This is a genomic window from Paenibacillus vini (assembly GCF_018403325.1).
Classification (GTDB): Bacteria; Bacillota; Bacilli; order Paenibacillales; family Paenibacillaceae; genus Fontibacillus; species Fontibacillus vini.
Genome location: NZ_BOSL01000005.1, coordinates 52,673 through 65,949 on the forward strand (window position 1 = coordinate 52,673; position 13,277 = coordinate 65,949).

At 48.6% G+C, this 13,277-nt stretch carries 12 protein-coding genes; 7 read left to right on the plus strand and 5 right to left on the minus strand.

The window, feature by feature from the left end; genetic code table 11:
- Positions 1-32: 32 nt before the first annotated feature.
- Together KJS57_RS09360 and KJS57_RS09365 are read right to left on the minus strand one after the other, a co-directional pair.
- Positions 33-1,721 carry a vWA domain-containing protein gene (locus tag KJS57_RS09360; protein ID WP_213654562.1) on the minus strand — a complete coding sequence of 563 codons (1,689 nt, stop codon included), beginning with the start codon at positions 1,719-1,721 and terminating at the stop codon, positions 33-35.
- 13 nt (positions 1,722-1,734) lie between these two features.
- Positions 1,735-2,484, minus strand: a complete 750-nt coding sequence (locus KJS57_RS09365; protein WP_306434210.1) for a hypothetical protein — start codon at positions 2,482-2,484, stop codon at positions 1,735-1,737.
- A gap of 342 nt (positions 2,485-2,826) precedes the next feature.
- On the opposite strand from KJS57_RS09365, the gene KJS57_RS09370 reads away from it, so the two are divergent.
- The 5 genes from KJS57_RS09370 (at position 2,827) to KJS57_RS09390 (ending at position 7,398) form a co-directional block, all read left to right on the plus strand.
- Positions 2,827-3,894: a suppressor of fused domain protein gene (locus KJS57_RS09370; RefSeq protein ID WP_213654563.1), complete on the plus strand. Its 1,068-nt coding sequence runs from the start codon at positions 2,827-2,829 to the stop codon at positions 3,892-3,894.
- 109 nt (positions 3,895-4,003) lie between these two features.
- Positions 4,004-4,492: an RNA polymerase sigma factor gene (locus tag KJS57_RS09375; RefSeq protein ID WP_244861465.1), complete on the plus strand. Its 489-nt coding sequence runs from the start codon at positions 4,004-4,006 to the stop codon at positions 4,490-4,492.
- Between the two features lie 2 nt (positions 4,493-4,494).
- A complete protein-coding gene (locus tag KJS57_RS09380) occupies positions 4,495-5,214 on the plus strand; it encodes a zf-HC2 domain-containing protein (RefSeq protein WP_213654564.1) in 720 nt (239 codons plus the stop codon).
- A 106-nt stretch (positions 5,215-5,320) separates the two neighbouring features.
- Complete coding sequence (locus KJS57_RS09385) at positions 5,321-5,992, plus strand: stalk domain-containing protein (protein ID WP_213654565.1); 672 nt, start codon at positions 5,321-5,323, stop codon at positions 5,990-5,992.
- A 257-nt stretch (positions 5,993-6,249) separates the two neighbouring features.
- Positions 6,250-7,398 (plus strand): alpha/beta hydrolase, encoded by a 1,149-nt coding sequence (locus KJS57_RS09390; protein WP_213654566.1) that lies wholly within the window; start codon positions 6,250-6,252, stop codon positions 7,396-7,398.
- Between the two features lie 133 nt (positions 7,399-7,531).
- Here KJS57_RS09390 and KJS57_RS09395 read toward each other — a convergent pair whose 3' ends face one another.
- From KJS57_RS09395 to KJS57_RS09405, 3 genes are read right to left on the minus strand one after another with little or no spacing between them, the layout of a single operon-like run.
- Complete coding sequence (locus tag KJS57_RS09395; RefSeq protein ID WP_213654567.1) at positions 7,532-8,545, minus strand: FecCD family ABC transporter permease; 1,014 nt, start codon at positions 8,543-8,545, stop codon at positions 7,532-7,534.
- A complete protein-coding gene (locus KJS57_RS09400) occupies positions 8,542-9,561 on the minus strand; it encodes a FecCD family ABC transporter permease (protein ID WP_213654568.1) in 1,020 nt (339 codons plus the stop codon). The genes KJS57_RS09395 and KJS57_RS09400 overlap by 4 nt, the downstream gene beginning before the upstream one ends.
- Before the next feature lie 8 nt (positions 9,562-9,569).
- The gene (locus KJS57_RS09405) at positions 9,570-10,520 is read right to left on the minus strand and encodes an iron-hydroxamate ABC transporter substrate-binding protein (RefSeq protein ID WP_213654569.1); all 951 of its coding nucleotides are present in this window, start codon (positions 10,518-10,520) and stop codon (positions 9,570-9,572) included.
- A 186-nt stretch (positions 10,521-10,706) separates the two neighbouring features.
- On the opposite strand from KJS57_RS09405, the gene KJS57_RS09410 reads away from it, so the two are divergent.
- Together KJS57_RS09410 and KJS57_RS09415 are read left to right on the plus strand one after the other, a co-directional pair.
- Complete coding sequence (locus KJS57_RS09410; RefSeq protein ID WP_213654570.1) at positions 10,707-11,441, plus strand: ABC transporter ATP-binding protein; 735 nt, start codon at positions 10,707-10,709, stop codon at positions 11,439-11,441.
- Positions 11,425-13,050 (plus strand): hypothetical protein, encoded by a 1,626-nt coding sequence (locus KJS57_RS09415; RefSeq protein ID WP_213654571.1) that lies wholly within the window; start codon positions 11,425-11,427, stop codon positions 13,048-13,050. The genes KJS57_RS09410 and KJS57_RS09415 overlap by 17 nt, the downstream gene beginning before the upstream one ends.
- The last annotated feature ends 227 nt before the right edge of the window (positions 13,051-13,277 follow it).

Here is a 13,277-nt window from a genome sequence, read left to right on the forward strand (position 1 = left end):
ACAATAAAAACCCCTCCTCGAATTCAATATAATTACATCTGAACGTTGAGCAAATTGCCGATCTTGTATACTACATCGTCCGTATCCGCATTGATGCTGGCCGCCTCGTTAATGCTCGAAATGCTTTCAAGCGCTTTGATGTTGGCGTTGTACCCGATCGTGTAAATCGGAATTTTATAATTTTCAATCAATCCTCTGATATCTTTGAGCGAATGGCCTTCATTGGTCTCCCCATCACTTAATACAAAGATCAGCGGCTTCACGTCCGGGTTTGCAGCCAATTCATCCTGCAGCATTTTAATGGCTACCACAATGCCGTCAAACGTCGCCGTTCCCCCGCCGGCCTGAAGACTGTTAATCGCGCCAACGAACATGGACTGCTGATTCGTGTCGTACTTCCCGATCGGAAGATTGATCGTTACATTGTCGGCGTAAGATACGAAACCGATGCTATTGTCCCGTCCCAAATACTTTTGGCCCGTTAATAACGATTCCTTCAGGCGATTCAGCGGCTCGCCGTCCATGCTCCCGGAGACATCCGCTACGAATACCGCAGCGATCGGCTTGTTTCCGTCCTTTTTCTCTTTCCACAGCTTCTGGGCGGAGGAGAGGAGGGTGCCGTCAACGGCCGGAACCTCGGAACGATAATTTTCAAGCTCATTAAAGCCTTTGTCTTTAGCCAGCTTCTGATATTTCTCTTGCCCGGCAAAATCGGCGAACTGCTTGATGATTTCCTGTTTGTCTGCGGAGAGATCCCCGAGCGCATAAAGCGGGCTGTCATGTCTCACGCCAAAGGGGGTGAATACATATCCGCTTTTGAAATCCGCTGCGTTGAGGTAGGTCTGGTACTCTAAAACAAAAGCATCCAGCATCCCCGTTTTGGCGGCTTCACGCATTTGCAGCGTAGTGGAGGCGATGAACGGTACGTTCGCCTGGAATTTTTCAAAACCCTGCACAGCTTTATCGCCAAGGAGGTCGGAGCTGTCAAACGTCCCGAGTGCAGTCACCAGGAAGTTCAATCCTGTCGAGCTGGCAAAAGGATCGGTGTAACCCATGGACAGTTCGTTGCCCGCGATCGCATCCGTAATGGTTTTGATATTGACGGAGCCGTAGTTATCCACCAGTTCATCATATTTGGCCTTGCTCGATACGATGCCTGCGACATTCCCGACCAGTCGCTCCGTGACTAATTCGGCTTTGATTCCTTGAGCCTTGACCATTTCACCCCACAGCTCATTGGACGGAGTGAAGGCATCCGGAACATATTTGCCGGATTTGATGTAATCCGTCGCGGTCCCGGAAGCGATATTTCGTATCTTGACGGAGACCTGGCTTCCGTTCACCGTGATTTTCGCTTTGTTGAAGTCCTCCGCCACCTCGTTCAGCCATCCGTCGATTCCGGTGCCCGATTTTTCAGGAGAAGAGAAGATTTCCACAAAGCTGTCCGTCGTGTTCTCTACCGATATGGGAAACTTGGAGATATCGGGCAAAGAGTCGCCGACATTGACCGGATCCAGGTCGATCTGGCCCTTGAGCGGTTCAGCAGTAGAGACTCCGATATTGTTGTACATTTTATCCAGCTTTTTAGCCGCATCTTCGGTAGTGATCTCCGTCTGGGATTTGCCCAGATTAGACGTTAAAGTGATTCCAAAATAGACGAGCGCAAAAACCGCCGCAGCGATGATTGCCAACACCAGAAATGCCTTACCCTTCTTTGCCATTCTCATCTCCCTTTCATTGCTTATAAAATTTAGTTTGATTAATCAGTGCGTCGATTTCCTTCATGCAGGGCATATCCTCGATCTCTTTATAATCCGCGCTTCCCAATTGGGCCATTTCGAGCAGCAGCTTATCGAGCTTGAGTAAAATTTCTTCGTTTGCACCGAGATACCCGGATACAAAGTCCAAATACTCGTTGTATAGCTTAGTCTTTTCCTGTACCAGCTTATTGGAGAACCTTCCTGAATTTTGCTCGGCGGCAAAGGCGGAAAATTCCGAAGCATCGAAAACGCCGAGTTTATTCAGAATGCCCCTTACATTAAGATAGAACAGCTTTTCGACTTCAAAAATGACGGATTTGAACTTCTGGTAGCTTAATTCGGTTGGATCGAATCGCTGGCTCAGCACATCCAGCAGGGTGTTCCTTTTCTTGTCGATTCTGTCCAGTTGATCCAAGGCAAGAAGGATATCTTTCTTCAACACCTTGATATCCCTGTAATGATAGAGAGCGTTTATGTAATCCTCATGACTTTGTATGTCCTTTACGGGAGGAGGGGCGGAGGTCTTAAACAGCAAGACATAACTCCCATAAATAAGCACAAGGAAACTGATTACCAGCAAGGTTACGCCGAATGCGGTTTGGATCACGCTATCTCCACCGATCTGGACCCCCAATAACCCGGGTGATAAAACTACAATGTTCAGGAGCACCACACCGACAATTAATCCTAGCAGTTTAAATAATCTCGAATTGTTCAAATTCACACCTCCCTCGATAGTACATAAAGTATTCCTGCCATTTCGCGCACGTTCAGATGACCGAAAGGCTCTTTGTGCTAATTTTATCAGATAATCACTGCGGGGTCCCAGATGTTTCTAATTTAGATCGATAAAAATGTTGCTATTTCTGAGTTATTACGGATGTACCATGGAAATTGTTTCAAAAATGTACGTTTCGGGATTCTCATGCTAATTCTTCCTGTTAGGTCAAAAGCATTAATTTTTACTATAAACCACCCTCTATAACTGCACTCTCCAAAATTTCTTTTATAATAGGTTTAATCATTAATGAATTGCTATATAAGTGACGAAAGAGGAGGACCAGAGATGAGCGAGGAACTGGAGATAACTACAGGCTGGGATGCCATTGATCAAGAGGTGGTCAAGATCTATGGGGACCAGGAGCCAAAGCATTACGGAACGCTAATTTCTTATGCGTTGGGCGGGCCGGATCCCTTGGACGGAATTAGTGCGTATAAGGCGGAAGAGCCGGTTCCTCATTGGCATTTCGTGACTTATGGATTTACGGAATTGTATGAAAAAGAATCGGAGCATGCGGAAGACAGCGGATACGGCTTTGAATTGACTTTTCGACTGGTCCGGGACACCGAGGAAGAGGAGCCGCCAGGATGGGCGCTGAATCTGCTTCAAAATATGGGGAGATACGTGTTTAACAGCGGCAACGTCTTTAGAGCCGGGGATTATTTGGACGCTAACGGCCCTATATGCATGGATGCCGACACGAAGCTGACCGCGCTGGCCTTTGTGGAGGATCCGCAGCTTCCGAATATAGATACGCCGAACGGCCGCGTGGAGTTCTTGCAGATGGTTGGAATTACGGGCGATGAGCTGGAGGCGATGCAGACCTGGAATACATTGGGGGTTCTCTCAACCGGACTTACGTATCTGCCTAAATACATAACCGATCTGACACGGGAATCGTTGCTTGAGGTTCCCGCCATAGCAGAGGAAGTACAGGCTGGAATGGAACGGGACGGCTCTAATACCGGTTTTCTGTTTGTTGACCAGCTCGGTTTCGAGCCGGGGAAAAAGGGACTCTTTAGCAAGACCCCGGCCACGTTGAAAATAGGGGCGAAGCAAGCCGAAATTGTCGGTAAATTGCTCCGGGGACGTATTTTGAAAGGCAAAAAGTTAAGTCTTGTCGGCCCCGACTTCCGGGTCGTATTCACGCCCGGGGAAGCATCGGGATATGAAACCGGCGCCGACAACGAAATCACTTTCAGCTTGGATGATAATGCGGCCGCGGAGCTCTCCGGCAAACTAATCCCCAAAGAGTGCCGGTTTGATCTGACCTCCTTAAAAGGAGTAGCCGTACAAATCTTAAAAACACATATTACCGATCAGGACGGAAACGTAGCTCATACGATCGGGTGAGGCGAAATCGAAGGGAGAGTCATCAAAGGGCTCTCTTTTTTTAATTTATCGCAAATCTTTGTAACGAATTCCGGTTAGGCCGGTCATATAGTCGTGAGGATGTGAAGGCGTGGCTGATATCGATTTTGAAACAATCTATCATCTGTATTTTCGCGATGTGTACCAATTCGTGTATTCATTAAGCCGGAACGAGGCGTTGTCGGAAGAAGTTACCCAAGAGACGTTTTTTAAGGCACTGAAAAGCATCGATAGCTTTAAGGGCAACTGCAAGCTCAGCGTCTGGCTTTGCCAAATCGCCAAGAACACTTACTTTGCTCATCTCGACAAGCAAAAACGCTATGCCCCGGAACCGGAAGATGCTGTAGCAAGCGTGGGAAACCCGGAAGAAGCGCTGCTAAAAACGGACGAGACCATGAGAATTCACCGGGCGCTGCGTAAGCTGAAGGAACCTTACAAAGAGGTGTTTACCTTGAGAGTGTTCGGGGAGTTGTCTTTTGCACAGATCGCGGGGTTGTTTGAAAAAAGCGAAGGCTGGGCGAGAGTGACCTTTTATCGGGCGAAACAGAAGATCCAGGAACTCTTGAAGGAGGGGGCATGAACATGAACATGAACATGAACATGAATAAGAACAAAGTCCACGATGATATCATTAGAGATCTGCTGCCCTTGTATATCGATAAGGTGTGCAGCAAAGAAACCGAAGCCCTGGTTAAAGCCCATTTGGAGGTATCCGAGTCCCTCCGCGAAGAGCTGGACAAAATGCAGGCCGACCTGCAAATTCCAAGGGAAGAAGGGGAGTCAAACCGTAAAGATTTTGAGGCGATGAAGGAGATTTCGCGGTTTTGGAACCGTTCAAAATGGAGAGCTTTTCTGAAGGGAGCGGTTATTTCCGGATTGGCTTGCGGCGTATTGCTGTTAGGTTACGTCGGCCTATTCCGCTGGAACATCATTCCCGTTCCTTCCAATGTCATCGCGATCTCGGATGTCAGCCGGCTGGAGAACGGAAAAATAGCGTATCATATCGCTCTGACCGACGGGTATGAATCCAACTTCTCCAAATTCGAAATGGCCGATGACGGGAATGTTTATATTGTTCCTTACCGTCCCATCATCAAAACCAAGGCAAAGGTAAAAATTGCAGTAAGTTATTACAGTGCCATGAATGAAATGGACTATTTTTACAAGGAGAAATACGGTGAAGATAGAGAGATGGAGGCATTGTACTACGGCAAACCGGAGGACAGCATATTGGTTTGGAAAAAGGGGATGGAGGTTCCGGCTGCCAGCGATAAGGTGGAGGCTTGGTTTAACCCCCAGTAACCAAATTTAGGTATTTACTCATATTGCCCGGATAGAAAAAAATAGGTATAATCTCCCTGGATTATCTTGGATTTTAATTACTTAAATTTTGGGAGGTTATATTCAATTGAAAAATAAGGTTACTGCCGCACTGATTGCTTCAGCCATGCTGGGTTGTCTGGGGACGGGCGTTTATGCCGGTTCTAATTTGCAAGAGATTAAAGCTTACTTGAATCCCGGAATCAAGTTCAAGGTTGACGGACAGCCCGTGCAACTGACGAACAGCAGCGGGGCGGTAATTACTCCGATCGTTTATGACAATAATACATATTTACCTGTCCGCTCCATCTCCAATCTATTGGGTGTTACCGTGAATTTCGACGGAAAGAGCAACACGGTCGAGCTGGGTGAGCAAACTGAAGGAGTCTCCATCGCCAAAGGTTTCGATTCTTCCTATCATACCAAGGATCCGAAGGTGACGATTTATAACGGTAAAGATTACAAGGACGTCTTCTTCGATAATGGCAGCGGCACCCGCGGCAGTTCGTTCATGCTCTATCCGGAAGGGAAATACCAAAAGCTGTACATTCAAATCGCTGCCATTGGAGAAGATCTCAAGGAGTTTACAATTCAGGATAGCGATACCGATACTGTGTTGAAAAAACAGGACGTAAGAGTGGAAGACGGCCTGGTAACGATCGAGGCGGACATTTCGGGAGTTAAGGCATTGTATGTTCATGGCGATGCTAAAAGCGGAGGTTCCGTATTCATCCCGTTGACGACTTCTTACTATAAATAAAGCCGAGTTGAGGCCAAGGAGAAATAAGGGTTTAAAATATTTAAGAACCGTCAGGGGAATATCCCTGGCGGTTTTTTTAATCAAAGGCATAGGCACCGCACTTTAAAAATACTGGAATACTTTTCCTCCGCGCATACTTCCATTATAATTGTGTTATCAGTTACGGGGCGGGAAGCAGGTACATAGTGCGGAGACTATGAATTGTGAAGACTTGTAATTGGTGAAAACGTTTGCACAACTGAACGGAGGAAAAACAGATGGTCAAAAACTGGATTTATAAGTTAAGTTGCTTGGGACTTGCCGCATTATTCATGTTAGCGCTCACAGGTTGTAATGAAAAACAGGAGCCAACCGCGGTCCAGCCTTCGCCAACCCTGAAGGAAAATGCTGCTCCTGATGAGACCAAAGGTACAGTGAGCATAGAAAAGCTTGGGGAACGGAGAATCTTTGTTTACCTGCCGCCTGGTTATGAAACCAGTGAAGACCGTTATCCGGTAGTGTATATGAACGACGGGCGGAATGTGTTCAATACCGGCACCAGCTCTTTCAACAAAGAGTGGCTGGTTGACAAGAAGGTTGACGAGCTTGTTAGCGACGGCAATTTGGAGAAGGTGATTGTAATTGCAGTCGATGCAGGTGAAGGCTCAGACCGGGGGAATGAATATGTCCCCTTCCCTAATGATTCTATCCCTTCGGATGGAAAAGGGGCGGAGGAATTTACCCGCTTTTTTCTTGAAACCGTTATTCCTTTTGCGGATTCAACATACAGAACGATCCCGGACAGGGACCACCGTATGATTATGGGATCGTCATTTGGCGGAGTACAGGCGTTCTGGATGGGGTATCACCATCCCGAGACTTTTTCGATGATCGGTGCGATGTCTGTCTCCACATGGGTAGCTAACGGACAAGCGTATGAAGAATGGAGACAAGAAACCGGGAAGCCGGATGTGAAGATTTGGCTGGACATGGGCGCGGAGGAAGAAATGGCAATTGACCCTCTGGTGGATATACTTTTGTCGAAGGGATTTAAATATGGACAGGATATATTTTTTCTGATGGATCCTGCGGGTACGCATGACGAGATTTCCTGGTCCAAACGAGTACATAATCCGCTTATCATGTTCGCCGGAAAGACACCCGGTCAAGCCGTCAAGCTGGAGGTTAGCGACTATATGTCCATTTCATGGATGGGGGAATCGTTTCCCCGCCTCAATCCGGTAGCTACTATGGACAACGGGATGGAATATTCCGTATCCTCCCAAGCCTCATATAAGGTGCTGAATCCCGAGGCAGGCCAGGTGGATCCATCAGGAATGGTGACCTTTTTGAAAAAGGAAGACTTGTCTGTGGAAGTGACCTATCAAGGTATAACCCAGTTGTATGAGATAGAAAATGATCGCTAAATCTATTTTTTATTGTAACGGGAAAAAGTGAGGTAACCTGTCGACTAAGAAAAAGGCATCCTCCGGTTAATCGGAGAATGCCCTTCGCTAGCACCAGTTGCCCTTCTTTGGGCGGGAATCGGCGATTTCCGCCTTAACGCTCTTTCTTTAATAGCAGGTAAAGAAAATAAGGGGCACCGATAAAAGCAACCATGATCCCTGCTGCGATGCCGTTCGGCTCCGACAGATTGCGGCCAATCGTATCGGCAAGCAGGAGCAGCCAACCGCCGATCAGAATGGATACCGGCACAAACTGCTGATGTCTTGGACCTACCAGGGCTCTGGCGATATGCGGCGCCATTAGCCCGATAAACGAGATGCCTCCGGTAACCGAAACGGCCGAAGCCGCCAGAGCCACCGCAGACAACATCAGCAGAATCCGGTCCTTCTGAACCTTTACGCCAGCTCCGATCGCCGTGGGCTCATTCAAAGCGAGCAAATTCATGGCTCTGGACTTGAACAGTACATAAGGGACAAGAATAACCAACCAGGGAAGCAAGGCCAGAACAAACGGCCAATCCGTCCCCCAAACGTTACCGGCCAGCCATTTGGAGATAAAGTCTACCTTTGTCCGGTCTACCGAGGAGATGAGGAAGATCATAAGACCGGATAGAGCCAAAGAAAATCCTACGCCGGTAATGACCAGCAGGATCGGCTGAACGCCTTCCCCGCGTTTATAGGAGAACATATAGATCAGGATGGCGGTTACCAAGGCCCCGACAAACGCCACAAGTGGAATTACGTAAATAAAAGATTCAACATGGATCGGCGCAAACAGGAAAAAGACAGTGACGCCAACTCCGGCTCCCGCATTAATGCCAATGATCCCCGGATCGGCCAGATCATTGCGGGTAATGCCCTGCAGAATGGCCCCGGATAAAGCAAGCGCCATCCCCGACAGCAACGTAATCAGCATTCGCGGCAGACGGATCGAAAACAAGACGAAATGGTCTTCGAATGACCCGTGGCCGAATAGGGTAGGAAGTAACCTGTCATACGACACAGGAGACGAACCGATGCCAAGCCCGATCACGATCGTGGCGAGGCTAAGCAGAACGAGAAGGATGACGACAACGGGTTGTTTGCGAAGCAACTGAGCGGTTTTCATGACAATGATCGCACCCCTTTACGAACAATGAACAGGAAAAAGGGTAGACCCAGTATGCTTACAATCGCGGCGACCGACACTTCAAACGGCGCATTGATCATCCTGCTCAGCGTATCGGCAAACAGCATAAAGGTGCCGCCAACGACCGCGGAAAGCGGCAGAATCGTTCGATAATCAGTTCCGGCGAACACTCGTACAAGATGGGGGATCATCAGGCCGATAAATGCCAGATTGCCGACGAGGGCGACCGCGGCTCCCGCGAGTAGAGTAATCAGCACGTAAAGCACAATTTTGACTCGCGTAGTTTTTAGACCAAGCCCGACGGCCGTTCCTTCATTCAGGCTAAGGATCGTAAGCTGACGGGACAGCAGGATCGCGGCGATGAGGGAAAGCGCGATCACCGGGGCAATCGCTTCAATTTGTCCCCAGGTTGTGCCGATCAGTCCGCCGGACGTCCACATCGAAACGTTCTTGGAAATTTTGTATTTAAGACTGATGCCATCCGCTACTGCGGCTAGCAGGGCCGAAACCGCAGAACCGGCCAAAACCATACGCAGCGGGGACATATTCTGCCGCCGTAGGGCGGCGATTCCGAATACCAGCATGACGCCCACGGCTGCGCCGATAAAACAGGCCACCATCGTACCGAAATAACCGACAGCCGGCATAAACGCAAAGGTAGCGGCCAGCGCAGCATTTGCGCCGGACGTTAGGCCGAGCAGCCCGGGATCGGCGAGCGGGTTGCGGGTCAAACCTTGCATGATCGCACCGGCAACGGCCAGAGCGGAGCCGACCAGGATGCCGCCAACTTCCCGGGGAAGCCTCAGTTCCCGGATGACGGATATATCGTCACCTGTTGCGTTCGGGTTGCTAATGGCGCTCCAGATATCTGCGAGCGAGACACTTTTTGCGCCCAGCATGACCGCCAGGGCAAACATGACCATAAACATAATCAAGCTGATGAACAGCTTAAACGCAAAAGATTTTGCCGACTTTTGCGAAGGTTGATTCTGCATCACTATCATTATTTGGAGCCAAGCAGTGATTTCGTGATGAAATCGAGCTGATAATCAAGAGAATCTGCATCGTTGAAATAGAAGCCGGTGGCATCTACTTCGAAGACACGGCCATTCTTAACGGCCGGAATATTCTTATAGGTGTCTGTTTGCTGGAAGGAGGCATCGCTAGCCGGATCTTTACTGTAAATGACGTAATCGCCCATATAATCCGGGAGAACTTCCAGTGACAAATCGTAATAGCCCTCTTTCGCCGTCATTTCTTTTACTTTATCCGGCATTTTCAGACCCATCGCCTGATAGATGATTTCAGTACCGCGACCCCAAGCGTCGCCGAAGGTGTACAATGCCTTGGAATCCCCTTCGATAATGGAAATGGTGCTGTCGGCTCCGATTTTGGCTTTAATTTCTTCGCCTGCCTTCTGTGCGCGTTCTTTGAAGTCGGCAATCCAGTCAGCAGCTTTCTGTTCCTGATTCACCGCTTTGCCGATCTCCAGAACTTGGGTCAGATAATCCACATTGTTATATGTATAAGTGACCAATGGAGCAATCTGCTTCAATTTATCGGCATTTTTGATATCCGATCCAGCGATAATCAAATCAGGCTTCGCGTTTAAGATGCTTTCCACATTTTCTTCGGATACTTCGGGAACATCCTTGAGTCGATCCTGGAAATTAGGGTTATTCTTGGTCCAGGAATCTGCGCCGGCAAGAGGAACGCCAAGTGCCAGCAGGTTGCCTGCATAACCGGACAGGACGACAACACGCTGTGGATGGGCGGGAACCTCGATCGGACCGTTTTCGGATTGGTAAGTAATCGTATCGGAGCTACTGTTCGCAGAGTTCGTGCTTACATCTGAAGTAGAACTGTTTGCGCCGCTATTGGTGCTTGTATTGTTGCCGCAAGCGCTTAATGCAAAGACTGTAAGGACAAGCAAAGGTAACAATAATTTTTTCATTTCCGGTAATCTCCCTCTCAAATTTATATCTTTGATATTGATATTGATAATCATTATCATTGTTAAACTTTAAATTCTCCTGAATAATTTGTCAATCCCCAAAATCGGGCGGCGCACAGCGAGACCTTTCAAGGCCAAACTCGTATTAAACAATACCTGAAGCGAAAGAAGGGGGAGTTTTTACGCGTGGAATTAATTCTGGAGAACATCGTCAAAAATTATGGGGACAAAAAGGTGCTGCAAAACGCAGGCTTCACTTTTGAAAAGGGAAAAATCTATGGTCTGCTGGGCCGGAATGGGGCAGGGAAGACCACCCTTTTTAACAGCTTGAGCGGGGAAACCAAGCTGGACGGCGGTAAGGCATACATAAAGGAACATGATACGCTTCGAGAACTGCAAGAGGATGATATCGGATACGTATATTCGCTTCCTATATTGCCAGAGTTTCTCACAGGCTATGAATTCGTTAAGTTTTTCATGGACATCAACCGGAGTAAAATCCAGCCCGATCAACAGATCGATGACTACTTCGAAATCATGAAAATAACAACGGAAGACCGGCATCGCCTGATCAAAAACTACTCCCACGGGATGAAAAATAAAATTCAAATGCTGCTCTTTCTGATTACGAAGCCGCCAGTCATTTTGCTGGACGAACCGCTGACCTCGTTTGACGTCATTGTGGCTTTGGAAATGAAAATTTTGCTGCGTACGATGAAAAAGGACCATATTCTCATTTTCTCAACCCATATCCTGCAGCTGGCCTCGGATCTTTGCGACGAGCTGGTCATTTTAAACAAGGGCCAATTGTCTTCCGTTCCGAGAGAGCTGCTGGGCAGTCCCGAGTTTGAGCAGAGCGTGATCGATCTGTTGAAGGATGAGCCTGAAGGGGAGGGAAGAGCGGATGCTTCGAACGCTTAGTACGATCCTGAATCTGGAGGCATCCTCTTTTGCGAACCGGTTGATCTATTATGTTCAGAGGCTCCCGCTGATTGGCAAGCGGATTGGGGATAGGGCATACTCCAGTCGTAGCTTGAAAAGGGTGACGGCCGCTGCAGCTCTCCTGCTGGCAGTCTTGTGGGGATTCCTGACCAGTATGCTCTATATTGGTCTTGTCATTTATTTACCGGTTGTCACCTTGGGCAAAGATTTGCCTCAGGAGCAGCAGCTGAATATCTTTTGGCATATTTTTTCGATCATTTCTTTTATTGTGGCTGGAGTAACCAGTGCAAAGGTGCTTGAACCGAAGCGCGGCAAGTATATCGCGGTCAAGCTGATGAGGCTTCCGGCCAACCGGTATATGCGGTCGATATTAGGCTATAAGTACGTTACTTTTTTTGTCTATTTGCTCTCTGCAGCGCTGCTCTTTTCTTCGCTGCTCGGTGCGCCGCCATCCCAAGGCATATTGCTGACGGCTGCGGCCGTGATGTGGCGAATCTGCTGCGAATTCCTACATTTAAGGCTTTTTCAGCAAACAGGTCATGTCCTTGTTAAAAATAACGCGGTCGTCTGGATCGTCATCCTCGCCGGATACATCACCGCTTTTGCGCCACTGTTGCTGGATGGGTCTTCGTCTTGGGCGACATCGTTGATCGAGGCATTGCCGTTTTCGATAATTTGCATTGTCCTGGGGATGCTGGCGGGCGGGTATCTCTTGTTCCGGGCAGACTACAGAGATGCGGTTTACGCGGCGACGAAAAGGGATGATCCTTTGCTGGATCTGGGCCGGTTGATGTCAGAAGCCCAGAAGACGTCCGTCAAGGCGAAAGACAGTGATTACTCGGCAGAGATGCTTAACGATCATAGGAAGAAATTTGAGAATAAAGAAGGGTACGATTATATCAACGCCATCTTTTTCTCCAGGCACAAAAGCTTGATCCGGCAGCCGTTCTACAAACGTCTGGCTATTCTGGGTGCCGCCGGAGCAGCTATGATCCTGGTCGCATTTCTGAAGCCGGAGCAAGCTGCCGCCATATCAACCAGAATCGGGTCGCTGCTGCCGACTCTTATCCTCGTCATGGCTTTTCTGACCGTCGGGGAGCAGCTCTGTAAAGCCATGTTCTTTCACTGTGATCTGAAGCTGCTGAGGCAGAGCTTCTATCGCCAGGATGCCCCGAAGCATTTTCGGATCCGCTTTGTCAGAATACTGGGCATGAACCTGCTTCTCGCGGCGTTGCTCGCCTTGGTTTTGACGCTGGCCGCCATGGCTGCAGGAATCTCGGGGGAAGCTGGTCTGCATCCCGATTTTATACTGCTATGGGTGAGCTCATTAGCGCTGGCGGTGTTCTTCTCGGTTCACCATCTGTTCTTATACTATATCTTTCAGCCGTACACGACGGAGCTGAATGCCAAAAATCCGTTCTTCCATTTGTTCAGCGGCATTGTGTCGGGCATCTTTATTATTTTGATTAATGTCAAACCCGATCCGGTTGTTTTCTCCGTCAGTGCCGCGGCTGTATCACTGCTTTATGTTGCCGTTGTACTGGTCCTTATCCGCAAATATGCTCCGCAGACTTTCCGGGTGAAGTGATCAGGAAGACTGGACCTGAAGAGGCGAGATGAGGAGTCCGGTACATGTGAACCGTTCCAAAATGTCAAGAACCCGTGTCTGGCGCGGGTTCTTCTTTTTTATGCAAATACGATCCGTCCTTCACCGGCCAGCCTTGCGCACTTCCTCTACAATGATCTTTATCCCTTCATCGATCTGTTCAGGTTCTGTCTGGGAAATGCTGATCCGCAGGAACTTTTCCCGTTCCA